General features: G+C 70.6%; 19 protein-coding genes, 1 tRNA gene and 2 pseudogenes. 13 read left to right on the plus strand and 9 right to left on the minus strand.

Translation table 11 applies throughout. The features are described 5' to 3' along the window. Positions 1–27: 27 nt before the first annotated feature. From ACZ5VQ_RS39055 to ACZ5VQ_RS39075, 5 genes are read right to left on the minus strand one after another with little or no spacing between them, the layout of a single operon-like run. Positions 28–1,935 (minus strand): VirB4 family type IV secretion system protein, encoded by a 1,908-nt coding sequence (locus ACZ5VQ_RS39055; protein ID WP_469109151.1) that lies wholly within the window; start codon positions 1,933–1,935, stop codon positions 28–30. Further along, positions 1,932–3,038, minus strand: a complete 1,107-nt coding sequence (locus tag ACZ5VQ_RS39060) for a PrgI family protein (protein ID WP_469109152.1) — start codon at positions 3,036–3,038, stop codon at positions 1,932–1,934. Before ACZ5VQ_RS39060 ends, ACZ5VQ_RS39055 begins: the two co-directional genes overlap by 4 nt. After that, positions 3,035–5,026: a TrbL/VirB6 family protein gene (locus tag ACZ5VQ_RS39065; RefSeq protein ID WP_469109153.1), complete on the minus strand. Its 1,992-nt coding sequence runs from the start codon at positions 5,024–5,026 to the stop codon at positions 3,035–3,037. The genes ACZ5VQ_RS39060 and ACZ5VQ_RS39065 overlap by 4 nt, the downstream gene beginning before the upstream one ends. Continuing rightward, on the minus strand, positions 5,026–5,448 hold the full coding sequence (locus ACZ5VQ_RS39070; RefSeq protein ID WP_469109154.1) for a pilin: 423 nt from the start codon (positions 5,446–5,448) through the stop codon (positions 5,026–5,028). Before ACZ5VQ_RS39070 ends, ACZ5VQ_RS39065 begins: the two co-directional genes overlap by 1 nt. Further along, positions 5,439–6,428, minus strand: a complete 990-nt coding sequence (locus ACZ5VQ_RS39075) for a hypothetical protein (protein ID WP_469109155.1) — start codon at positions 6,426–6,428, stop codon at positions 5,439–5,441. The genes ACZ5VQ_RS39070 and ACZ5VQ_RS39075 overlap by 10 nt, the downstream gene beginning before the upstream one ends. Positions 6,429–7,002: 574 nt before the next feature. Here ACZ5VQ_RS39075 and ACZ5VQ_RS39080 point away from each other — a divergent pair. The 8 genes and pseudogenes from ACZ5VQ_RS39080 to ACZ5VQ_RS39115 form a co-directional block, all read left to right on the plus strand. Further along, positions 7,003–7,941 carry a hypothetical protein gene (locus tag ACZ5VQ_RS39080; protein ID WP_469109156.1) on the plus strand — a complete coding sequence of 313 codons (939 nt, stop codon included), beginning with the start codon at positions 7,003–7,005 and terminating at the stop codon, positions 7,939–7,941. Continuing rightward, complete coding sequence (locus ACZ5VQ_RS39085; protein ID WP_469109157.1) at positions 7,938–8,840, plus strand: TRM11 family SAM-dependent methyltransferase; 903 nt, start codon at positions 7,938–7,940, stop codon at positions 8,838–8,840. Before ACZ5VQ_RS39080 ends, ACZ5VQ_RS39085 begins: the two co-directional genes overlap by 4 nt. Beyond that, positions 8,837–10,084 (plus strand): DNA-methyltransferase, encoded by a 1,248-nt coding sequence (locus ACZ5VQ_RS39090; RefSeq protein WP_469109158.1) that lies wholly within the window; start codon positions 8,837–8,839, stop codon positions 10,082–10,084. Before ACZ5VQ_RS39085 ends, ACZ5VQ_RS39090 begins: the two co-directional genes overlap by 4 nt. Then, positions 10,081–11,199, plus strand: a complete 1,119-nt coding sequence (locus ACZ5VQ_RS39095) for a DNA-methyltransferase (RefSeq protein ID WP_469109159.1) — start codon at positions 10,081–10,083, stop codon at positions 11,197–11,199. The genes ACZ5VQ_RS39090 and ACZ5VQ_RS39095 overlap by 4 nt, the downstream gene beginning before the upstream one ends. 95 nt (positions 11,200–11,294) lie before the next feature. Further along, positions 11,295–11,801 carry an XF1762 family protein gene (locus tag ACZ5VQ_RS39100; protein WP_469109160.1) on the plus strand — a complete coding sequence of 169 codons (507 nt, stop codon included), beginning with the start codon at positions 11,295–11,297 and terminating at the stop codon, positions 11,799–11,801. A 121-nt stretch (positions 11,802–11,922) separates the two neighbouring features. Beyond that, entirely contained in the window at positions 11,923–12,510 is a 588-nt protein-coding gene (locus ACZ5VQ_RS39105; protein ID WP_469109161.1) for a recombinase family protein, read from the plus strand. Then, on the plus strand, positions 12,497–12,700 hold the full coding sequence (locus ACZ5VQ_RS39110) for a hypothetical protein (RefSeq protein WP_469109162.1): 204 nt from the start codon (positions 12,497–12,499) through the stop codon (positions 12,698–12,700). The genes ACZ5VQ_RS39105 and ACZ5VQ_RS39110 overlap by 14 nt, the downstream gene beginning before the upstream one ends. A 185-nt stretch (positions 12,701–12,885) precedes the next feature. Then, positions 12,886–13,707, plus strand: a pseudogene (locus ACZ5VQ_RS39115) (recombinase family protein); the annotation flags it as partial. Positions 13,708–14,004: 297 nt separating this feature from the next. On the opposite strand, the gene ACZ5VQ_RS39120 reads toward ACZ5VQ_RS39115, so the two are convergent. The 3 genes and pseudogenes from ACZ5VQ_RS39120 to ACZ5VQ_RS39130 form a co-directional block, all read right to left on the minus strand. Further along, the gene (locus ACZ5VQ_RS39120; RefSeq protein WP_469109163.1) at positions 14,005–14,430 is read right to left on the minus strand and encodes a hypothetical protein; all 426 of its coding nucleotides are present in this window, start codon (positions 14,428–14,430) and stop codon (positions 14,005–14,007) included. Between the two features lie 109 nt (positions 14,431–14,539). After that, positions 14,540–14,612 (minus strand) — tRNA-Arg (locus ACZ5VQ_RS39125). Positions 14,613–14,887: 275 nt separating this feature from the next. Next, positions 14,888–15,935 (minus strand): annotated as a pseudogene (locus ACZ5VQ_RS39130) (sensor histidine kinase). Between the two features lie 523 nt (positions 15,936–16,458). Between ACZ5VQ_RS39130 and ACZ5VQ_RS39135 the strand changes: the two are divergent. The 3 genes from ACZ5VQ_RS39135 (at position 16,459) to ACZ5VQ_RS39145 (ending at position 19,282) form a co-directional block, all read left to right on the plus strand. Beyond that, complete coding sequence (locus ACZ5VQ_RS39135) at positions 16,459–18,708, plus strand: MMPL family transporter (RefSeq protein WP_469109164.1); 2,250 nt, start codon at positions 16,459–16,461, stop codon at positions 18,706–18,708. Positions 18,709–18,815: 107 nt separating this feature from the next. Further along, positions 18,816–19,034, plus strand: coding sequence for a hypothetical protein (locus ACZ5VQ_RS39140; RefSeq protein WP_469109165.1), 219 nt, complete (start codon positions 18,816–18,818; stop codon positions 19,032–19,034). Continuing rightward, positions 19,031–19,282 (plus strand): hypothetical protein, encoded by a 252-nt coding sequence (locus ACZ5VQ_RS39145; RefSeq protein WP_469109166.1) that lies wholly within the window; start codon positions 19,031–19,033, stop codon positions 19,280–19,282. The genes ACZ5VQ_RS39140 and ACZ5VQ_RS39145 overlap by 4 nt, the downstream gene beginning before the upstream one ends. Positions 19,283–19,353: 71 nt before the next feature. Here ACZ5VQ_RS39145 and ACZ5VQ_RS39150 read toward each other — a convergent pair whose 3' ends face one another. Next, positions 19,354–20,115 carry an IclR family transcriptional regulator gene (locus ACZ5VQ_RS39150; protein ID WP_469109233.1) on the minus strand — a complete coding sequence of 254 codons (762 nt, stop codon included), beginning with the start codon at positions 20,113–20,115 and terminating at the stop codon, positions 19,354–19,356. 211 nt (positions 20,116–20,326) lie between these two features. Between ACZ5VQ_RS39150 and ACZ5VQ_RS39155 the strand changes: the two genes are divergently transcribed. Both ACZ5VQ_RS39155 and ACZ5VQ_RS39160 read left to right on the plus strand, forming a co-directional pair. Next, positions 20,327–21,301 (plus strand): 5-dehydro-4-deoxyglucarate dehydratase, encoded by a 975-nt coding sequence (locus ACZ5VQ_RS39155; RefSeq protein ID WP_469109167.1) that lies wholly within the window; start codon positions 20,327–20,329, stop codon positions 21,299–21,301. Between the two features lie 238 nt (positions 21,302–21,539). Further along, a complete protein-coding gene (locus ACZ5VQ_RS39160) occupies positions 21,540–22,877 on the plus strand; it encodes a gluconate:H+ symporter (RefSeq protein ID WP_469109168.1) in 1,338 nt (445 codons plus the stop codon). Positions 22,878–22,911 lie beyond the last annotated feature (34 nt).

Genomic DNA, 22,911 nt, shown 5'->3' on the forward strand with positions numbered 1-22,911 from the left:
GTCGCAGAAGCGGTGATGAGGGACCGTTCAGCCGGCGTCGAGATCGATCTCGCTGCCGGAAACGGCGTCATAGGCGTCGTCGGGGGATTCGGCCGCTTCGAGATCCAGGAACGGATCGTCGGTGTCCGCAACTGCGCCGCTTTCCAAGTAGGCGGCCAGCTCTGCCGGATTCGTGGTCACCAGGTAGTGCTCGGTCGGTGAGGCCACAGACTCGAAGGCCACCCGCTGCGTGCCAGAGGACAGCAGTCCCTGACCGCGGTCGGCCGTCAGCAGGAACTGCCGCTCGCCCTCGGACAGATCGAACGTCCGGGTGATCTCGTCGATGGCCTGCGGGGCCTGGCGCAGCAGGATCTGGGTCGCGGCATTGGCCACCACCGCCTTGCCCAGGTCGGAGCCGAGTACGTCAGCGGTGTCCTGGGTGGCCACGGTCAGCCCGGCCCAGTGCTTGCGGGACGCCTTGGCCATCCGGAACAGGAATTCCGCCCCGGCCGGTTCCTTCATCAGCAGCCATGCCTCGTCGACGGTCACCAGACGGGGTCGGCGCAGCGCCGGGTTGGACACCCGGCGCCAGACCGCATCCAGCGTCAGCAGGGTCCCGATGGGCTTGAGTTCGTCCGGCAGGTCGCGCAGGGAGAACACCACCAGGTGGCCATCCGGCCGGGTGGTGGTGGGCCCGGCGAACAGCCCGGAGAACGCACCCTGGGTGAAGGGGCGCAGCCGGGCCGCCAAGTCCGTCGCGGTCTGGTGCTTCGCGTCGTGCAGGGTGGCGGCGAGGTCCGCCAGCAGCGGGGCTGGCCGAGTCCAGGTACGCGCGTCTGAGGTGATGCCGGCCCGCTGGTACGTCGCGGCGATCGCATGGTCCAGCACCGCCCGCTCGGTCGGCGCCAGAGTCGAGCCGAGCAGTACGGACAGGACGGTGTGCAGGAACAGGGCGCGCCGGACCAGGGCGTCCTTGGGCGCGCTACGGCGCCCGTCGGGGCGGGTGTGGATGGGCAGGTCGAAGGGGTTGAGCCGGACGGTCTCGGCGCCGAGGTGGACGTAGGTTCCGCCGACTGCCGAGGCAAGGCGGGCGTACTCGTCCTCGGGGTCGATGACATAGTTCTCGATCCCGCGGTAGAGCGAGCGCAGCAGTTCCAGCTTGACCAGGTAGGACTTGCCGGATCCGGAGCGGCCCAGGACGACGGAGTTGTGGTTGTCCAGCGCGAAGCGGTCCCAGTGAACGAGGCCTTGGCTGCCGACGTTGTACCCGTAGAGCACGCCGGACGGGGCGGCGACCGAGGTGGGGTCCGGCGGGGGCAGGTCGGGGCTGGTGAACGGGAACGCCGCGGACAGCGCGGCGGTGTCGAAGGTGCGGCGCATCCGCACCAGGTCCAAGGCCATCGGCAGGCAGGTCACCCAGGCCTGGAGGCTGCGGTAGGTGGTGGGCTTGGCGTCCAGCAGCAAGCTGGCAGCCAGCGACCGAACCGCCGCGACCTCGCCTGCCAGGTCCTCGCGGCTTACGGCATGGACGGTCAGGTACAAGCCGAGCCGGTAGAGCTTGCCCTCGCCGCGGGCGACCCGGGCGGACAGGTCGTAGGCGTCCTCGGTGGCGGCCTCGACCTGCGGGTCGATGAGCCGGCCGTGGTCCTGGGTGTAGCGGCGGCCCGATTCGAGCTTGGCGAGCTGCCGCTTGAGCCGGTTGGCGGCGGTGACCGGGTCGACCGGCTCAATGTGCAGGCTGACGTCCACCCGGCCGGGATAGGTCAGCAGCGGCTGGAGCCAGCCCGGATGCACCTCACGCGGGTAGCCGGTGACCGCGAAGGAAGCCACCCACTCCGCCCCGACCTCCAGATGCCGGGGCGCAACGGCCAGGGCATCCGGAGCGAACGCCCCGGCGCGCTCGCGGGCAGGTTCCGGGGATGCCGGGTGTCCTGCGTGCGTGCGGGAGCGCTTCACAGCGCGTCCCTCCCTTCAGGCTCGTCCCAGGGCGAGGACGTGTCATGGGGCCAGCCCTCCTCGGCCGCGGCGGTGGTGATGACGTCGTCGGCGCCGGCGAGAGCGGAGGACGGCGGCAGGAGGCTGTCGGGGTTGCACGCGGCGGCCAGTACGGCGGTGGCCTGGCCGGCGTCCAGCGGCGTGACGACGATGCCGATGGGTCCCAGGAGTTCGACCGCCTCGCCGAGCCGGCGCACCAGGCGCGCTTCAGCGGCGCGCCGGACAGCATGATCCTCGACCTCGCCGCCGGGCGGCCCTTGCCTGCGGCGGGTGAACGCAGGCAGCGGCGAGCCGCCGCCCAGTACATCGGCGGGAACGCTCGGGCCGAGGGGTTCGCGCAGGACGAGCAGGACCTGGCGGCGCAGCAGGTCGGTGTTCTGGCCGAGCTGGGTGAGGTAGTCGGCGTGCTCGCGGGCAGCGGCCTCCAGCGCCGGGTGCGGCAGGGACGGGGCATCCCGGCGCAGCTCGCCGATCTGCGTGGACAGGTCCAGGCGCTCGGCGCGGATGAGGACCTGGACGGGGGCGGTGAGTGAGTGCAGGTAGCGGCCGAACGCGGACACCAGGGAGTCCTGTTCGGCGGGGGTGCGCAGGGCGAAGTTGACGGTGCTGCACACCGCCACCGCCGCGACCCCGTCTGTGCCGAGGTCAATCACGCCGGTCTCGCTCACGCCTTCGGCGGGCAGCCGCAGCGCGGCCGGGGCGATGCCGCCGGTGGGCTGCTCGGGTTCGGTGGCCTGCCGGGTGAGCCAGGCGGGCGCCGGGTGGATGCCTTCCGGGGCGGCGACCTGGTAGCGGGGCGTCATGCGCTGGCGCAGGGCGGCGAGCAGCAGCCGGTCCAGCGACATCCCGTCGCGCCTGCCCAGCGCCAGGAAGGCAGTGGTGGCCCCGACAGGGATGGCGGGGATCAGGAACACCGGCAGGGGCACGAAAGCGCGCGTGATCGACCATGTGCCGTACAGCACGATGCCGGTGACGGCCAGAATCAGCAGCTGACGGGCGGTCAGGTTGGCCAGGACGGTGTCCTCGCGGTCAACGTCGGCAGGGATGCGCACGGGCTGGGTCATGACGGGTCACCTCCTGGGCGGCTGCCGCCAGTACGGCGCGGGGGTGGCGGTGGAGTGCGCCTCGCGGGAGGGGTGGTGGGTCGTGGGGAGCTGAAGACGGCCGGGGGTTGGGCGCTGGTGCGCGGGTGCCGCATCGGGGTGACCCGGGGCTCGGGCACCGGTGGCCGGAAGGTGGCGGGTGCGGGTGGCCGGGTGGCGCGCCGGGGCGCAACGTGGGGCCGTGGAGTGGGCTGCTGGAAGCGCGGCCGGGCGGGAACCGAGGGCCGGCCGGTCGGCTTGGTCGGCTTGGTCGGCGTGAGCGGGGTGCCGCCGGAAGCCCGGAATACCGGTGGGCCAGGCGGGCGGGCAGGTTGTGTCGGCGGCGTGGCCGGAGGGGCAGGGGAGGCGCCCGGGCGGGGATTGCCGGGAGCCCGGAATTGCGGCATCGGTGGCGGTCCGCCGGCCGGGCCGATCGGCTGGCCTGCCCCGGGGGCCGTGGGAATCGGCTGGAGGAACAGTGGCGGTCCCGGCGGGCGCTGCGGGCCGCCCGCCGGTCGGCCGGGCCCCGCAGGCGGGGGGTTCCCGCTCCCGCTTCGGCGGGCCGCACCGCCTGAGGACGGTCCCGAGCCGGACGGCCGGGGAGAGCGGGACGTGCCGCCCGGCCCTGCGGGGGGCGGTGCGCGGCGCGCACCGCCGCGCGAAGCGGCGCCCGCTCCACTCACGCCCCGCAGCAGTCCCATCGTCTTGTACATCACGTAGGCGCGGGCCACTCTGCCGACGAAAGAGCGGCCGTTGCCGAAGCGGATCGACCCCAGGATCCAGAACGGGATCTTGAAGACGACGTACATCAGCGCCAGCGTGATGAGCACGTTGACCAGACCGTTCTCGGTGAGTCCGAACAGTCCGTTGGGGCCGAACCCGCCGGGAGTCAAGAACACCCGCACCCCGGTGATCAGGGCGAGGGACTGGGCGACCTGGATGGCCAGCACGCCGCCGAAGGCCTTCCACCACCAGCGGGCGATGCCGTCGGTCTGCGGAAGGGCGTGGCAGATCAGCGCCAAAGGTGCGGCGACGATCAGAATGATCGTCAGGGCCACGCGGACGACGAAGGTCAGCAGCAGGGCGACCAGGACCCCGATGGCCACGAGCCACATCAGGACGAGGAAGATGCTGCCGCTGTCGGAGTTGAAGGAGCTCAGGACGAAGTCGCGCAGAGCAGGCCCGGCGGTATCGGCGTTGGCGCCGCCGCCCATGGCGGCGCGGGAGAGGGCATTGGACAGGTCGACGGCCTTGCCCGCGAAGAACAGCGACAGGGCTGCGGCGAGGAACCCCAGGGGAATCCGCGGCGCTATTTCCTTGATCGAGTAGCGGGTCTGCACGGTTTCGTGGCTCATCACCACGACTCCGGCGATGGCGACCAGCAGGGCGTAGCAGGCGAGAGCGATCTGCCAGGAATTCGTCCACAGCTCGCCCACGCGCGGCATGGACGCAGGACTCGGTGTGGTCAGCAGCGTGCCGCTGAGCAGGTCCAGCAGCGGATTGAGCGCGAACTTGATCACCGACTTGAAGAAGCCGGTGATCGCACTGCTGATGCCCTTCGCGATCCATCCGGATATCCCGCCGGTGCCGTCGCCGTCGGGAACCCGGGCCGGGGGCAAGGTTCCCGGCGTCGGGGCCGGGGAGGCCGATGTACCGGGCTCAGGGATGCAGTCCGATGCCGGGCACGAAGACTCGGTACCTGACGGTGTTGGTGTGGGCTTGGCGGAGGCGGTTGGGGCTGGCGCCGGGCCGGGGCTTGGGCTGGGGTCGGCATAGGCGGAGAACACCGAGGCGAGCACCGCCAGGGCCACGGTGCCGAGCACCAGGGCGCGGCGCCAGCGGCGCCACCGGCCGCGGAAGGCCGCACGCGATGGGCTCGGTGCTGCCGGGCGCCCGGCCCCGGTCCGGTCCGGGGCGGCCGGACCGGTGAGCCGGTGTGCCACGGCGGTGGTCGCCTGGGCGGTGGTCATCAGGCCCCCACGATCCCTTTGAGGATCTCGACCACCAGCGGGGCCAGCGCAGCCAGCCCATAGCCCCAGCCGGCACTCTTGAAGGCGGTCTTGGCCTTCTCCACCTCACCGGGATCGCCCCCGGCCATGACGTAGCGCACGCCGCCGATGGACAAGAACACCGTGGCGAGACCCGCCAGAATGCCCATGATCCAGTTACGGATGTTGTCCAACACCTCGTCGACCGACTTCGCCAGCGCCAGAACCTGGACCGGTTCGGCGGCGTGCGCCGAGGCGGCGAGCAGGGCGGGCATCAGCACGGTCAGACCGATCAGCAACAGCCCCCGGCGCAGCCAACGGCCCCGGGGTCGCGGCGTCGCAGCGTGGTGTCCGGCGCCCGCCGCGATGAGGGGAAGACGGTGGGGAAGGGGTATCAGGCGCATTTAGGCACCTCCGATGACGTGGCGGCAGGAAGGGCGGGCGTGGATCCCCCGCACCCGAGAAGGCCGGAAACGGGGCCCGGTTTGGACACCGCTGCCGCGGATTTCCCATCCGGCTGTGCCGGGCCGCCGCGCCCCGTGTTGGTAACGGACGGTGACCGTCGGGTCGGGTGGGGCCGCGACGTGACGGGGGTCAGTTCGTCAGTGACGTAGGAGGCGACGGGGTCGTCCGGGTCGGTGGTCGCGGCCTGCTCGCGCAGGAAGGCGACCAGACGTCGCTCGGCGCGCTGGCGGGCCTTGTAAGCCGCCTCGTGGCCCATCTGGTGGTGGTCGGCCCAGTCGGTGATGGGCGTCTCGTCCAGTCGGGTGGCGCCGATCAGGTCGGCCTCAGTCCGAGTCAGGACCGACTGTCGGACCGCGCGCGCCAGTACCAGGTCGGGGTGACCCCACGGCGGACGCGGCGGCGCCGACCGGAAGTCCCTGCCCACGGGAGTCGGCGCATCCAGTGCCTCGGACAGCGCCGCGAACCCGGCCCGGTAGGCCGCCCAGCGCAGCCGCACCAGCACCCGCGGCCGGTCCACGTCGACCGTCGCCAGCGCGCCGAGGAACCCGCCGAGCACCTCGGCGTGCACGTCGAACACCTCGCCGGGGAACCGGGCCGTCAGCCAGCGGGCCACCCCGGCCAGCGCTGGCAGCGCTATGCCCGCGCACGCCAGCGTCCACGTGGCGCCGTGCTCCCGGGACTGCCGCACCAGGTGCGCCCAGACGGCGTCCCGGGTGCGCCGCGGGCAGCGGCGGCGCAGCATCCGATCCCGCAACTCGTCCAGCGGGATGCGCCGGTTGGGCAGGCCCGGGAAGCCCCGGCCGTCCAGGGACAGCGGCTGCGGGCCGGTCACCATCAGCGTGAAGCACTCCCGGGCGGTATCCAACGGCGACGGCTGTTCGACGGTGCAGGCGCGGTGCGCGTGATACCTCTTAGCCATGTCAGGCGACTCCTTCACGAGGCGGAAGAAACGACGCCTCAAGGAATCCAGACGGTCGACAAGAAACCGACAAGAAAACGACAAGGAGATTCCCTTCCAGGAATCTCCTTGCTGCTAAAAATTGCTTAAATAGGGGGCTTGTCGTGGGGCTGGAACGGCCGCAGGAACGGGGCGGCGAGTGGCACTCTAGGAGGGCATTAGTAGCCGCTTAGTAGCCGATGACCTGCTTCTTTAATGCTGTCTTAGTAGGTCTTTAGGTGTCCTATCCGGTGCGCCCCTCCGATGGCACGACACCATTTTCAGAGCTCGCCGGGCGGCCAGGAAAAGCCGTAGCTAACGCACTGAAGCGATTGCGGTCAGGCTGGCCCCGTCGCCTCATGCCGGGCCTATATACGGAAGCTCTCCGGGAAAGTCTGCGACCTCGATATTGCGTGCGGTCCGGCCGCAGGGAAACGGCACTGCGGGTGCGGGCAGAGCAACGAACCTCGCGGCGCGGTGTCCAAAACAGCCCCGAATCCCGGCCTTCTGCGGTGACCGTGCACCACCACGCCACCACCGCATCAGGAGAGTGGGCATGACACCACCACCCCGCCCGCAGCCCCCCGCAGGCGACTCCACACCGCCGGACGGGCACCGGCCGCACCCCCTGCCCTCGCGTGGCCGCGCCGGCACGCGCTCACGCCGCCCCCGGCGTCCCAGGCGCCCAAGCTCCGTCTGGCCGGTCGCCCAGCGCCCCAGTCATCCCGACGCCCGCCTGATCGAACCGTGGCTGCTGGAGACCATCGTCGAGATCGTCGCCACCTACACCCGGCCCGGCCACCGCGTGCTGCTCCTCGCCCCGCCCACCGGCCCCGGAGTGCCGACACCCGACCTGGCCATGCCCAGCACCCGGACCGGCGGCGGACTGCTGCCCGCACTGATCGAGGCAGCCGGGACCGCCAGCCGACTCGGCCGCACCCTCGAAGCACACACCGCCGACCCCCGCATCGCCGCCCGCGCCGCTGAGGACACCGCACCGGCCGGACCGCAGTCGGTACACCGACTCCCGACCGAGTCGGTTCCTGCCGCACCGACCAGCCACCGACCGGTCCGGCGACGCAGCCGACCGACCACAGTCGGCCCGGACCGCTTCGACGCGGTCATCGCTCCCGTCGATCCGCACCATCCGGACTGGGTCACGGGCATCTCGTGGGGCGGTCTGCTGACGCCCTCCGGAGTCCTCGCCTTCATCACTCACAGTGACCACTGGCGAGGCAGGCTGATCGACCCGGGCGGCCTCGTGACACAGGCCGCCGACGTCGCCGGACTGGCCTTGCTCGACCGCGTGGCGCTCCTTCAAATCCCCGTCCGCGACAGCGCCCTCGCCCCTGAGCCGGACCTGCCTGCCGTCCTTCCTACGGACACCGCGCCCGGCGTCCCTCCGGTGCCGTGGCACCTGCGGGTGCACGCCGACCTCCTGCTGTTCGTCCGCCCCCGACACGCTGTCGATCCGATGGGGAAGGACCGTCGATGACCGCCCGCTTCCCGCAGCCCGTCGCACGGCCCCGCCCGCTGGTGTCGGTCTGGCCTACCGGACAATTCGACAGCCACGCCCAACTCGCCGAGGGCCGCTACGTGCCCGAGACCGCCCACGACGCCGGCCGCATGCCCCCCGCCGTCGCCGCCTACGCCATCATCACCCACACCCGCCCCGGCGACACCGTCCTGGACCCGGACTGTGGCGCGGGCACCGTCCTGACCGAAGCCCTGCGCTCCGGCCGACACGCCATCGGACTGACCGGCCAGCGCCGCTGGTGGACCGTCGCCCGCGCCAACGTCACCGCAGCCAAGTACGACGGGGCCGCACCGGACGGCATGGTGCTCGACAGCCCGCCCGCATCCACCGCAGCACGGCTGGCCGGACTGGCCGGGGACGTTGACCTCGTCCTGACCACCCTGCGGCCTACTCCCGCCGGGCCGGACCCTGACGGGGCGGCGGACAACTCCTCCGCCCGCCTTCGCCAGGCGTTGACCGAGTGCCGGCCCCTGATGCGCCCCGGCGGCCACGTCATCGTCACGATCCGGCCGCACCGGCACCACGACCGGCTGCTCGACCTGACCGGACACGTCCACAGCGCCGCGCGGGCGGCCGGACTGGTGCTCGTCGAACGGTGCGTCGCCCTGCTGGCCGAACTCCGCGGTGAACGCCTGATCGTCCGGACCTCCTTGGGCCAGCGCCGGTGCACCGCCCGCCATGAGCGCGCCACTGGCCACCCGGTCACACTGACCGCCCACCATGACGTCCTGCTCTTCCGCGCCCCGCACGCGGCAGCTGCAGCCGCCGCACTGCGTCCGCCCCAGCTCCCCCTACGGCGGCGGCACCACACCGCCGACCAACCGGACCACGAAAAGCTGCTGCAGGAGGCCGCGTGATCACCCCGTACTTCGCCGGCGACACCGTCACCCTGTACACCGGCGACGCAGTCGAGGTCCTGCGCGAACTCCCCGACAACACCGCCGACTGCGTGGTCACCTCACCCCCGTACTGGGGGCTGCGCGACTACGGCACCGGCCAGTGGATCGGCGGCAACCCCGCCTGTACGCACTCCACCGGACGGGGCACCAGTACCCCGCCGCCCACCCACCCGAGCACGCCCTATCCGGCCTCGGCTGCACACCGCGGCGGCGACCCCCGAACCTGCAGGCGCTGCGGCGCTGTGCGCCACGACCGTCAGTACGGACTGGAGTCCACCCCCGAGGACTACGTCGGCGCCCTGCGCGGCGTGTTCGCCGAACTGCGCCGGGTGCTGACAGCTACCGGCACGGTGTGGCTCAACCTCGGCGACTCCTACAGCACCACGCCGCCTGGACGTACCGATGACCCGATGCGCAGGAGCACAGCGATGGGGCGACGGGCCTTGGGGATCATGAGGGAGTCGGTCCAGCGCGCCGGGGTGGACCGCACCGAGGCCCTGCCGCGCAAGAACCTGCTCGGGATGCCCTGGCGAGTGGCCTTCGCGCTGCAGGCGGATGGCTGGATCCTGCGCAATGCCATCGTGTGGCACAAGCCCAACGCCATGCCCGAATCGGTGCACGACCGGATGTCCAACCGGTATGAGTTGGTGTTTCTGCTGGTGCAGCAGCCGCGGTACTTCTTCGACCTCGACGCCATCCGCGAACCCCTGGCCCGTCCCGAGGCACTGGGGAAAGGCATCGTCATCGGCGGCTCCCGCAAAGGCCACCGCGCGGGCGTTGGCGCGACCGAACGCCGACGCGGCCAGAACGTCTACGGGGGCAAATACACCGACGACACCGCCTTCTCCGCCCAGCCGCCCGGCGAGGCGCTGCAGCCCACCGGACGGCGGCATACCGCTGCCCACACCAAGGGCAAGAACCCGGGCGACGTGTGGTCGATCACCACCCGTCCGCTGCGGGCCGCCCACTTCGCCACATTCCCTGTCGACATCCCGCTGCGTTGCATCGCCGCCGGCTGCCCGCCGCACGGAACCGTGCTCGACCCGTTCAGCGGCGCCGCCACCACCGCCCTCGCCGCCCGCCAGCTCGAACGCCATTACGTCGGCATCGACCTGCGCAGCGACTTCCATGACATCGGTCTGGACCGGCTCGGCCTGCCCTGCCCCGGGACCACCCGGCCGCAGGACAGGAGGGCCGCATGAACCCGCGCCCCCGGGGTGAGCATCGACCGTCAGGGGCCCCGCCTGATGTCAGACTGCTGACCGGCGACGCCGTGGACGTACTGCGGACCCTGCCCACCGGCAGCGCCGACTGCGTGGTGACCTCCCCGCCCTACTGGCGACTGCGGGACTACGGCACCGGCTCCTGGACCGGTGGCAGCCCCGCCTGCCCGCACCCGGACACCACCGACCCGACCGGTCCTCCCGCATCAGTGAGTGCGCCGCGCTCCTGCACCCGCTGCGGCGCCGCCTGGACCGACGAGCAGTACGGACTGGAAGCCACCCCGCTCGCCTACGTCCAGCATCTGAGGCAGGTCTTCACCCAGCTCTACCGCGTCCTGGCGCCCACCGGTACCGCATGGCTCAACCTGGGCGACAGCTACTCCACCAACAGCGACGGCTACTGGTGCACCCGCCCCGGCCAGTACCGCCAGCCCCGCTACCGACCACCCGCCGACGTGCCCCACAAGAACCTGATCGGCATGCCCTGGCGAGTCGCCCAGGCACTCCAGACCGACGGCTGGATCCTGCGCAACGCCATCATCTGGCACAAGCCCAATGCCGCCCCCTTCCCCAGCCGTGACCGGCTCACCTGCCGGTACGAAGTGCTCTTTCTCCTCGTCAAACAGCAGTCGTACTTCTTCGACCTCGACCCGATCCGCCAGCCCTACACCGGCGACCGGTCGCTGTCCCGCCGCACGCACCGAAGCAGCAACAAACCGCACACCGCCCGCGGCACCTGGCCCTCATCCAGCCGAACACAGACAGCAAGCCCGATCCCGCCCGGGCGAAACCCCGGCGACGTCTGGACCATCCCCGTCACACCGGGACAACGCCAGCCCCACCCCGCCGCGTTCCCCATCGACATCCCGCTGCGCTGCATCGCCGCCGGATGCCCACAGCACGGCAGCGTGCTCGACCCCTTCAGCGGCACCGGAACCACCGGACAGGCCGCCGTCCGCCTCAACCGCTCGTACACCGGCATCGATCTCAACCCGGCCTTCCACCGCCACGCCCTCACCCGCCTCAACGACGTGGTGCCCGGCATCGGCGACGTCGCCGACCACTCCGTCGGCCCGCGAACGGAAGCCGCATGAACAGCGACACTTTTCCCCAGGAGCGAGCAGCCGCCCGCACAGGACGTCAAACCCGTCGGGCACTCGCCCCCACACGCGCCAGGCCGAGTCAGCCGGTGCTGAATGTCGTCCCGGTGACCTTCCGTCAGGCACGCGCCTTCATCGCAGCTCACCACCGCCACCATCGTCCGCCGCAGGGAATGAAATTCACGCTCGGCGTGGCCACGAAGGAAACCCTGGTCGGGGTGGCAGTGGTGGGACGCCCGATTGCCCGTCACCTGGATGACGGACGCACCGCGGAAGTCACCCGCACCTGCACCGACGGCACCCCCAACGCCAACTCAGCCCTCTACGCCGCCGCCTGGCGAGCAGCGCGTGCCCTCGGCTACCAGCGGCTGATCACCTACAGCGAGAGCGGGGCCAGCCTGCGAGCAGCGGGCTTCCAGCCGACGGCGCGCCTCGCCCCTCACCACGGATGGGACCGCCCCAGCCGACGCCGGCGGCCCTCAAACCAGAGCATCGCCCGAACCCGATGGGAAGTTGCGCGTGCTCCGGATCCAAGCGGACCGACCGGCCGGGCGAACAACCTGTTCCCGGATGACCAACCCCACACCGGTACCTAGCCCTTCCGGGCCTCCCAAAACGCCTCGCGGACTGTAGGATGTCGGGCCCTAAAACAATCTGACCAGCTGTTTTGCCCACCGATCAGCAACCGTCCAGGCGTGCAGATCCCAAGGGAGAGACATGCAAACCAACCCGTCACGACAGGTGTTCATCCCCAGCGGGAGCACGTACGCCGCACTGGCGCCCACCAACCGCTCGGCCACTGCAGCCCGGCCGCTCCTGCGGGCCGCCTTCTACGGGCGGACCAACAGCTCCTACCTCGGCCACGCGGGCCAAGCCATTGCCCGTCAGTTCCAGATCTGCCGCCTTGCCTGTGCAGGCCATGCCGAACTGGTCCAGTACTTCTACGACATACCGAAGGCAATCGATCGGACCGAACTCCACCAGACTCCGCCCTTCCTGCACTGGCCGGAATATCACGGAGGCTGGCAGGACCTTGTCGAAACCCTTCCGGAAGAAGGGCGGGATTTCGACGCCGTCGTGTGCCTGTCACTTGACCGCATCTCCCGTCGCGACAGCGAAGTGAAGGAAAGCGGAGAACTTCTCGCCCGCCACCAAGTCCCGCTCATCTCCGCGGAAGGCGGCTGGCAAGAGATCAGCCCCTTTCTGTGGGATCTGGCCTCAAGAAGCGCTTCCCTTCCGGACCCCGGAGCTTCCGACCATCGGCCAAACCCGGGCGCGCTGAGGAGCCCCCGTGACCGCCGATAGCGCGAAACCCCGCGACGAAGATGCTGGAACCTTCGTGCACGAGAGCACCGTGCACATGGTCTTCGAGATCGAGCGCATTGACGGAACACAGGCCGAACGCTTGCGGAAGGAACAGACCCGGGCAATACGAGGGGTGGTGCAGTGGCTAGCCCAGATGCGATCCGAGCTTGGGCAGGATCGCGCCGCGTAGCGGGCTCGCGCAACTCCACCAGTGGAGGAACGGCCCTTGCCGAGCCTCGGGTGATCCGGCTGGCGTTTGCCAGCCGGACCTCCACTTACGACCAGCAGGACCCCACCCTCTCGCTGCCCCGCCAACTGCGGTCCTGCAAGCACGTCCTGCCCGAAAACGCTGTCATCGTCGTGCACTTCTACGATGTGGAATCCGGCCGCAAGGACCTTGCCGACCGAGGCCAGAGCCACGCACACGAACTCTTCCAGATCCCTATCCCTCGCGACGGCGGCATTCAAGATCTCCTCGAAGAGGCAGAGCGCCCTGACCGCCGGTTTGATGCGGTGATCTGCGAATCGATTGACCGGATCTCCCGCCGCGCGTACATCGCCACCGACATCGAGCACCGGCTGGAACAGGTGGGCGTGGCGCTCCTGGCCTCGGACGAGCCCATCCAGTTCGGCGACATGGGCAAGTCCAAGACGGCCACCCAGGTGCTGACCCGGCGGGTGAAGCAGGGCGTCGCCGAGTGGTACGTCACCGAGATGTTGGAGAAGTCGTGGGATGGCTTCGAAGTCCACACCGAGCACGGCTACAACATCGGCAAACCCTGCTACGGGTACCAAGCCAAGCGCGTGCCGCACCCTGTGCCGGCCAAGCGCGCGAAAGGCGTCAAGAAAACGCTCCTTGAGGTCCATCCCGTCGAAGGACCGGTGGTGCGCAAGGCATTCGTCTGGCGCGTCGTGGAACGCCTGGGCTATCAGAGCATCGCGGACCGACTCAACACCGACCTGATCACCAATCCGCCCCCGACCCCGGTCGAGCCCGACCGATCGGTGGGCCGCTGGACATACTCCAACGTCCGCGACATGCTCACCAACCCCAAGCACACTGGCCACATGGTGTGGAACCGGCGAGCGCGCAAAGGGAAGGGGAAGAACCGGGCCAACCCAGTGGAGGAATGGGTGTGGTCTCCGGAACACACCCATGAGGCACTGGTGGACCTGGAGACCTTCGTCCAGGCCCAGCAGGTCACCGAACACCGCAAGCGTTCCCGCACCGATTCCGGCCCCAACCGGCACCCAGACACCAAGCGGACCTACCGACTGCGCAGCTACGTCTTCTGCACCGTGTGCGGCCGCCGCTATTCAGGCAAGACCGCGCGCAACATTCCGTACATGGTGTGCGTGCCGAAGAAGAACTACCGGCCCGCCAACCACCCCAATGGCTTCTGGGTCCGCGAAGACAGCCTGCTGGACGGTCTGAACAACTTCCTGGCCACCCAGGTCTTCGGGGCGGCTCGGCACTACCTGCTCGACCGGGACCTACGCGCCCTGGACACTGCAGAACAGCTGGCCAGGGAGGAACGCCTCGGCTCGCTCAGGACAGCGATCAAGGATACGGAGAGCAAGAGAAAGCGCCTCATCCGCAACCTGGAACTGGTCGAGACGCCCGACGAGGAGTTCCTTCGAGATATCAATGAGCGCCGCGCGGAGCTGTTGGCGAAGAGGGAGAACCTGCAGCAGCAGATGATGGAGTTGGAAGAGCAGGTCCACCAGGCGCCGAACCCCGACCTGCTCAGCCGCCTGCCGGTGACACCCGTTGATCTTGCCCTCGTGCCCGATGAGCTGTCTCGGCGGCTGTTCGAAGCCTTGCGCCTGGAGATCCACTATGACGGAGCGACAAACGAAGCCCTGTGCCGCATCACCCTGACCGGCGACACGATCGACACAGTCGCGCGGGCTATGCACGAAACGGCGGTCATCCCGCTGTCACGGGATGCCGCCGATCGCGACAGTCATCACGAGAAGGAGAAGACCGGGATGAAAACCAATCACGATCTTGCAACCATCTGTGAAGTGCCCCCGGCAGGATTCGAACCTGCGACACCCGCTTTAGGAGAGCGGTGCTCTATCCCCTGAGCTACGAAGGCGTGGTGCCGGTTCCTGGGCTCAGGTGGGGGTGGGGGTGTCGTGCGTGTCCCCAGCCCTCCTCCTGGTCGCAGGGAGAGGTACCGGGAACAGCGTAGCGGACGAGCGTGGGAGCTGGGTGGGCAGTGGTCCGGGGGTGGTCTGTGGGCGGGCTCGGGGTCGGTGCGGTGGCGGTGTGTGGTGCTGCCGGTGCGGTATTCCCTTCGTTCGGGTGGGAGGGGAGCCCCACCCTGGCCCTTGGAAGCCTCGCCCCGCTCACCACACGCGCGCGCCCCGCTCACGGCCCGCCACCGCGCACCCCGGCCCCCGCACCCCGCTCGCCATCCACCCCCACTCCCCACCCACACGGCAGACCCGCCTCGATCACCGTCGGTCCTCCCGTGGGGCTCGTCAGGCGTACGGTGCCGTCGAGGGCGGCGATGCGGCGGCGCATTCAGAGTGGGCCCGAGCCGGTTGTCTCGTCGGCGCCGCCGTGGCCCCTCGTCGGAGATGGTTACGGTCAACCCCTTTGGTACACGGGCAAGTTGGACCGAGGCGCGGCCCGAACCGCTGTGTTTCGCGGCGTTGGTCAGGGCCTCGGCCACGGTGAAGTGGGCGGCTGCCTCGACCCCCGCTGCCGGGGCGCGGGTTGCCGCAATCCAGGTCGGCCGTGTCGACGGTGACGTCGAGGCCGCTGCTCTCGGCGAGAGCCCGTGCGGCGCCCACCAGTCCGCGGTCGGTGAGGATCGGCGGGTGGATGCCGCGGACGACGTGGCGGGGTTCCGTCCGCCCTCGTCGCGGTCAGTTCCTCGACCCGCTCGCTGAGGCGTGCCCTGGGGGAGGGCTTGAGCAGGGCGGTGGACCATCTCGCTTCCAGGTCCGCGAGACGGGTGATCAAGGGGAGGACCAGCGGTTCGCGGTTCACGAGTCCGCAGCGCACTCCGTCCACCAGCAGTGCCACCGGCCACAGCGGGAGTGCCAGGATCGGCAGCAGGCTGCCGTAGCCGTACTGGGCGAACATCCAGCGCAGGTCCATGAGCGTGCCGGGGTCGTGGACCGCGGTGCGCAGGCGGGCGCGGAGCGGGCCATCGCCCAGGGGCAGGTAGGCCTCCGGGATCCGCTCGCCCGTCCACCCGGTCACCCGGCGGCGCTTGGCCCCGGCGATCCGGCGTACCAGCGTCACCGTCTCGGGGAGCAGCTCCGCGCCCGCCACCGCGAGGGTGGCCGTGGCCGTGATCAGCAGGACCGCGAGGAAGAGCGAGGAAGAGCATCGTGCCGAAGGTCAGGAACGCGGCCCTGGCCAGCTGGACCGTTGCCCCGGCCGCCTGCCGCGTCGTCTTCCTCATGCCGTTCAGGCTGGCTAGGAGCCGCGGGATGCCCCGCGCGGGAGAGCGGGGCCCCGTCCCGGTGGTGTAGTCCGCTACACCACCGTTCGGGAGCGCGCTCCCTCGTGGCGCCGGGCCGCCGCCGGGATCGTTGATCTCGGAAGTCGACGCCCCCCCGGGAAGTCGACGCCTCCCCCGGGAAGTCGACGCCCCCCCGGGAAGTCGACGCCCCCCCCGGGAAGTCGACGCCCCCCCGGGAGGCCGACGCCCCCCGGGAGGGCCGACGCCCCCCGGGAGGGAGCCGGGCCACGGGAGGGAGCCGGGCCACGGGGCAACCCCGGCCCACTGCCTCAAGCAACGCCCCGTTGCCGGGCCCATTGCCTGACCCACTGCCGGGCCCATTGCCGGTCCCAGCGCCTGACCCACTGCCTGACCCACTGCCTGGCCCATCGCCCGAAGCGCCCTCATCGCCCGAAGCACTCCCATGCCTCGCCCCTGCTGCCCCGCCCCACACCTCCCGACGTACACGACCCCTGGAGACCCCGTGGCTACTTTCCTCTACCGACTCGGCCGGTTGGCCTTCCGAAGGCGCTGGTACGTCACCCTCCTGTGGGTGGCGGTCCTCGCCGCTGTCGGTTTCGGTGCGGCCAAGGCACCCGCCGCCCCCGAGGCGACGAACAGCATGCCGGGCATCGAGTCCCAGAGGGCCTTCGACCTGATGGAGCAGCGCTTCCCCGGGACGGATGCCGACGGCGCGACCGCCCGTATCGTGTTCGTCGCGCCCGACGGGCAGAAGATCACCGCCGCCGGCCACCGGAAGGCCGTCGACACCCTGGTCGAGCGCGCGGCCGACGGACCGCAGGTCGCCAGCGCTGTCAACCCCTTCCAGGCCGAGGCCAAGGCGGTCAGCGAGGACGCGACGACCGCGTACGCCACCGTGACCTACAAGGCCGACGCCGACGACCTCACCGACGCCGCCAAGCACCGGCTGGAGAGCGCCATCGAGCAGGCCAGGGACACGGGCCTCACCGTCGAGGTCGGCGGAACCGCCCTGGAGACCCAGCCCTCGGCCGGCGGTTCGGCGGAGGCGATCGGTATCGCCATCGCCGCCTTCGTACTGCTGATCACCTTCGGGTCGCTCGCCGCCGCCGGGCTTCCGCTGCTCACCGCGATCCTCGGCGTCGGGGTCAGCATGGCGTCGATCATGGCACTGGCCAGCGCGTTCGGTCTGTCGTCCACGACCGGCACCCTCGCCACCATGCTGGGCCTCGCCTGCGGCATCGACTACGCCGTGTTCATCGTCTCCCGCTACCGCGAGGAGCGCGCCAAGGGCCACTCCCCGAAGGAGGCGGCCGGGCTCGCCACCGGTACCGCCGGATCCGCCGTCGTCTTCGCCGGCCTCACCGTCGTCATCGCGCTGGCCGGGCTCTCGGTGGTCGGCATCCCCATGCTCACCAAGATGGGTCTTGCCGCCGCCGGAGCGGTCGTCGTCGGGGTGCTCATCGCCCTGACCCTCGTCCCGGCTGTTCTCGGCTTCTGGCCCAACGCCGTTCTCGCGCGCAGGGCCCGCCGGAGCGGACGTATCAAGGAGGGCGGCGAGAACAACGGCGGCAGCCGCTGGGCCCGCTTTGTCCTGCGCCGCCCCGTCCCCGTCCTGATCGCCTCCGTCGCCGGACTCGGCGCCCTCGCGATACCCGTCATGGACCTCCAACTGGGCATGCCGGGAGCAGAGGCCAAGCCCACCTCCACCACCGAACGCCGTGCCTACGACGACCTCGCCGATGGCTTCGGCCTCGGCTTCAACGGGCCCCTCACCGTCGTCGTGGACGCCAGGAACGCCGAGAACCCGAAGACCGCCGTCCGTACGATCGAGGAGAGGATCGGCGCCACCGACGGGATCGTGTCCGTCTCACCGGCGCGGTTCAACCCGGCCGGCGACACCGCCGTGTTCTCCGCGATCCCGTCCACGGCACCCACCAGCGAGCGGACCGTGGACCTGGTCAAGAGCATCAGGGCGGACCGTCCCGCGACCGAGGCCTCCACCGGCGCGGAGTTCGAGGTCACCGGCACCACCGCACTGAACATCGACGTCGCCCAGAAGACCCAGGACGCGCTGATCCCGTACCTGATCCTGGTCGTGGGCCTGGCCATCGTGCTGCTGGTGATCGTCTTCCGGTCCGTACTCGTCCCGGTCAAGGCGGCGCTCGGCTTCCTCCTCTCGGTGCTCGCGGCCCTCGGTTCCGTCGTCGCGGTCTTCCAGTGGGGCTGGGGCGCCGGACTCCTCGGGGTCGAGACGACCGGCCCGATCATGAGCATGATGCCGATCTTCCTGGTGGGCATCGTCTTCGGACTGGCCATGGACTACGAGGTGTTCCTGGTCGCCCGGATGCGGGAGGCGTACGTCCACGGGGACACCCCGAGCCAGGCGATCCGGACCGGTTTCCGGTACAGCGCCCGGGTCGTGGTGGCCGCCGCGCTGATCATGATGGCGGTGTTCTCCGGGTTCATCGGCGCCGGCGAATCCATGATCAAGATGATCGGCTTCGGGCTCGCCATCGCCGTCCTCTTCGACGCCTTCGTCGTCCGCATGGCCCTCGTCCCGGCCGTCCTCGCCCTCCTCGGCAGGGCCGCCTGGTGGATGCCCCGTTGGCTGGACCGGATCCTGCCGCGCGTGGACGTGGAGGGCGAGGCCCTCAGCCACCGGGCCGCAGTCCCGCAGGCCACGAAGGACGAGGGCCCCAGCGAGGCTCGTACCGAAGAAGAGGAGACAAGGCCGGACTTCACAACCGTCTGACCGCCTCCCACCGAGGGCCGCCCGCCGACACAGGGGCGGCCCTCGGCCCGTACGCACCCGGGACCGAGCACAGCCCCGCACAGCCCCGCACCCGGCAGGAAGCCGCGATGACCATCAGCCGGCAGCGACTCGTACGCAACAGCCCCCGCGCCCGCGACACCTCGATCGCCCTGCTTCTGTTCGCCGTCTCCGTGCCCGGCGCGCTGTACGTCTCCACGGGCGCCGCATCCCCGCTCCCGTGGTGGGCCGTGCTGCCGCTCTCGGGTGCCTCCTGTGCGGCCCTCTGCCGCTGCACCGCACCCATCCGTACGTCACCGATGCCGTGACCACCGCCTGGGTCGTGACGGCGGCCGGGCTCGGTCAGCTGCAGACTGTTCTGTCGCTGGGGCCGCTCATGGCGGCGCTCTACTCGTTCGCCCTGCGCACCGACCCCGACCGGGTCCACGGGGTCCTCGCCGACCTCGCGGTCTCCACGTCCTCGGCATGCGCGAACGGGCCCAGTCCGTCGGTGGCAGCCTCCTCGCCCGCCACCGCCCCGAGGGTGGCTTCGAAGTGGTGGCCGAACCGCCGCTGAAGCAGAAGGACTTGGGGGCGCTGGGAGACCTGCGAGATCCAGGAGCCCCGGGACAGGAGGGCAACGGCGGGTCAACGCCAGTCGGGAGCGCCTGACGCGGGTGACGGAACACTCTCGATCTTCGTCCGGATCTCCCGCATGACCGCGACGACCCGGGCCTCGTGTTCCGCGTCGAGCCGGGCCACCGGCACCGAGCAGCTGATGGCGTCGACGGCCGGTGAGTCGTACCGCAGGGCGAAGCCGAAGCCCGCGATGCCGGTCACCGTCTCCTCGCGGTCGATGGAGTGACCGCGCTCGCGCACCTCCGCCAGGTCGGCGAGCAGGGTGGCGCGGTCGGTGTGGGTGTTCTCCGTGAGGGCGGCCAACGGGCCCTCGGGGAGCGGGAGTTCGTCGTCGGGGCGCTCGGCGAGGAGCGCCTTGCCGAGGGCGCCCGCGTGGGCCGGGATCCGGCGGCCGACCCGGCTGATGGTGCGCAGGTACTCGTGGGACTCGCGGGTCGCGAGGTAGACGACGTTCGGGCCGTCCAGCCGGGCCAGGTGGATCGTCTCGCCGAGCGCGTCCGAGGCCTCGTCGAGAAAGGGGCGGACCGTGCGGACGTGCGGGTCGCTGTCGAGGTAGCTCGTGCCGGTGTGCAGCGCGCTGATCCCGATGCCGTACAGGGAGCCGGTGGTGTCGGAACGTACCCAGCCGCGGTCGACGAGGGTCTGCAGCAGCTGGTACATGCTGCTGCGCGGAACGCCCAGTTCCTCGGCGAGTTCGTCCAGGCGCGCGGGCCGGTCGCCGCGCGCGGCGAGCAGTTCGAGCAGCGCGACGGTACGGGCCGCGGACTTCACCTCGCGGACACCCGAGACCCCGGTACGGGCCCGCGCGGGGGCCCCTCCGCTCAGCAGCCCTCCGCTCTGCGCCCCTCCACCCCGTACCTCTTCGCTCTCCGGCATGGGGCTCATCGTAAATCCGCGGTGTCGCACCCATTGACCCTGCGCGTTCACCAACTTAGCCTCCATCTTCATACGTAGACGGCATCTGCATATGGAGACAGAGTTCATGACAGGGATCAGCGCGGAGGCCGAAGGCACTGTCCAGCGGCTGCGTGACGGCATGGCGGGCGGGGTGCTGTCCTTCCCCCTCACGAGCTTCCACGGCGACGGCGGCCTCGACCTCGACTCGTACCGGGCGTACCTGACCGGCCAGTTGGCGGCCTCTCCGGGCCTGGGCCCGGCCCCGGGCGCGGTCTTCCCCGCCTGCGGCACCGGTGAGTTCTTCTCGCTGGACGAGGACGAGTACCGCGAGGTCGTCCGGGCCACGGTCGAGGTCGCCGCCGGCCGGCTGCCGGTGGTGGCGGGCATCGGCTACGGCTGGGCGCAGGCCCGCCGGTTCGCCCGCATCGCAGAGGAGGCGGGCGCCGACGCCCTCCTCGTACTCCCGCACTATCTGGTCGCCGCCCCGCAGGACGGACTCGTCGAGCAGCTGCGTCACATCGCCGCCGGCACCTCGCTCCCGCTGATCGCGTACCAGCGGGGTCAGGTCGCCTTCACCGCCGAGGGCCTGCGCCGGATCGCCGGGATCCCGACCGTCATCGGCCTCAAGGACGGGCACAGCGACCTGGACCGGCTCCAGCGCCTCACCCTCGCCGCCCCCGACGGCTTCCTCTTCTTCAACGGCGCCTCCACCGCCGAGATCCAGGCCCGCGCGTACGCCACCGTCGGCGTCCCCGCCTACTCGTCGGCCGTCCACGCCTTCGCCCCCGAGATCGCGAACGCCTTCTTCACGGCCCTGCGCACCGACGACCACACGACAACGACCAAGCTCCTGCGCGACTTCTACGTCCCCCTCGTAGAACTCCGAGACCGAGTCCCGGGCTACGCCGTCTCCCTCATCAAGGCAGCAGCCCGCCTGCGCGACCTCCCGGTGGGCCCGACCCGAGCACCCCTGACGGACCCCGGCCCAACAGACCTGGCGGCCCTGGAAAAGATCCTCGACACGGGCTTGGGCCTGGTCGGCGCACAACGCCAACGCTGACCGGCCCCTTTCTTTCAGGGGCGCGGGGAACTGCGCGATCAGCCCACGAGGACTCGCACCGACGCACCGACGCACCGACGCACCGACGCACCGACGCACCGACCTCAGCCACGCCCTTCAGGGGCGCGGGGAACTGCGCACCCAGCCCCCACCAACCCGCACCCGGCCCCGAACCGGCGGAGCCACCTCGCACCAAACCGGCGGAGCCACTCGCCCAACAGTTCAAAGGGGAACTGCCATGCCTCTCCTCGTAGTAGGGATCAGCGTCCTGATCCTGCTGCTCCTGATGACCCGCCTGAAACTCAACGGCTTCGCCGCCCTCCTCCTCGTCGCGGTCGGCGTGGCCCTGGTCCGCGGGATACCGGTGGCCGACATCCCGGACGTCCTCTCGACCGGCATCGGGGACCAGATCGGCGACACGATGCTCACCATCGGTCTCGGCGCGATGGTCGGCCGGGTCATGGGCGACTCCGGCGCCGCCCAACGCATCGCGGGCAAGCTGCTGGACGCCTTCGGCCCCCGCTGGGTCCAGGTCGCCATGGTGGTCACGTCGATGCTCATCGGCGTGACCATGTTCTACGAGGTCGCGTTCATCATCATCGTGCCGATCGCGTTCACCCTGGTCAGGGTCACCGGGGCGAACCTGCTCTGGGTCGGCCTGCCGATGTCGATCGCGCTGTCCACGATGCACAGCTTCCTGCCGCCGCACCCGGGCCCCACCGCCGTGGCCGCGACCTTCCACGCGTCCGTCGGCCACACCCTCTTCTACGGCCTCTTCATCGCCGTACCGGCCGGTGCGCTCATCGCGCTCGCCTGGCCGCGGCTGCCGTTCATCAGGAGGATGAACCCGGCCATCCCCAAGGGCCTGGTCAGCGAGCGGGAGTTCGCTGACGAGGAGATGCCCGGCATGGGCTGGTCGCTGTTCGTGGCCCTCTTCCCCGTGGTGCTGATCGCGGGCGCCGCCGTGACCGACATGGCCACGTCCGGCGAGAGCCCGTTCCTGAACTTCGTCGCGTTCATCGGCTCGGCACCGATCGCGCTCATGCTGACGCTGCTGCTGGCCATCTGGGCGTTCGGACCGCGGATCGGCCGCAGCATGGAGGAGGTCAGCGCCTCCTGTACCTCCGCCGCCAAGGCGATGGCGATGATCCTGCTGGTCATCGGAGCGGGCGGCGCCTTCAAGAACGTCCTCGTCGAGGGCGGCATCTCCGACTACATCAAGGACGCCACCGACGGCTGGTCCATCTCGCCGATCATCCTGGCGTGGCTCATCGCGGTCATCCTCCGCGTGGCCCTCGGCTCGGCGACGGTCGCCGTCGTCACGGCCTCCGGCGTGGTCCTCCCGCTCCTCGCGGGCAGCGGCGTCCACCCCGAGATCATGGTGCTCGCCGTGTCGTGCGGGTCGATCGCCTTCTCCCACGTCAACGACCCGGGATTCTGGCTGTTCAAGGAGTACTTCAACCTCTCGGTCATCGAGGCGATCAAGGTCCGTACGACCTATACGACGGTGCTCGCGATCATCGGCCTGGGCGGCGTCCTGGCGCTGGAGTGGGCCCTGGACGTCCTCAGCCTGTGAAGTCTTGACCGCCGCCCCCAACCACCCTCACACA

This window comes from Streptomyces sp. NPDC033178 (genome assembly GCF_055577685.1).

Excerpts from the sequence above, each read along its gene's own strand:
- ACZ5VQ_RS39060 (WP_469109152.1), bottom strand. The coding sequence starts at position 3,038 with ATGACCCAGCCCGTGCGCATCCCTGCCGACGTTGACCGCGAGGACACC.
- ACZ5VQ_RS39065 (WP_469109153.1), bottom strand. The coding sequence starts at position 5,026 with ATGACCACCGCCCAGGCGACCACCGCCGTGGCACACCGGCTCACCGGT.
- ACZ5VQ_RS39070 (WP_469109154.1), bottom strand. The coding sequence starts at position 5,448 with ATGCGCCTGATACCCCTTCCCCACCGTCTTCCCCTCATCGCGGCGGGC.
- ACZ5VQ_RS39075 (WP_469109155.1), bottom strand. The coding sequence starts at position 6,428 with ATGGCTAAGAGGTATCACGCGCACCGCGCCTGCACCGTCGAACAGCCG.
- ACZ5VQ_RS39080 (WP_469109156.1), top strand. The coding sequence starts at position 7,003 with ATGACACCACCACCCCGCCCGCAGCCCCCCGCAGGCGACTCCACACCG.
- ACZ5VQ_RS39085 (WP_469109157.1), top strand. The coding sequence starts at position 7,938 with ATGACCGCCCGCTTCCCGCAGCCCGTCGCACGGCCCCGCCCGCTGGTG.
- ACZ5VQ_RS39095 (WP_469109159.1), top strand. The coding sequence starts at position 10,081 with ATGAACCCGCGCCCCCGGGGTGAGCATCGACCGTCAGGGGCCCCGCCT.
- ACZ5VQ_RS39105 (WP_469109161.1), top strand. The coding sequence starts at position 11,923 with ATGCAAACCAACCCGTCACGACAGGTGTTCATCCCCAGCGGGAGCACG.
- ACZ5VQ_RS39140 (WP_469109165.1), top strand. The coding sequence starts at position 18,816 with ATGACCATCAGCCGGCAGCGACTCGTACGCAACAGCCCCCGCGCCCGC.
- ACZ5VQ_RS39155 (WP_469109167.1), top strand. The coding sequence starts at position 20,327 with ATGACAGGGATCAGCGCGGAGGCCGAAGGCACTGTCCAGCGGCTGCGT.
- ACZ5VQ_RS39160 (WP_469109168.1), top strand. The coding sequence starts at position 21,540 with ATGCCTCTCCTCGTAGTAGGGATCAGCGTCCTGATCCTGCTGCTCCTG.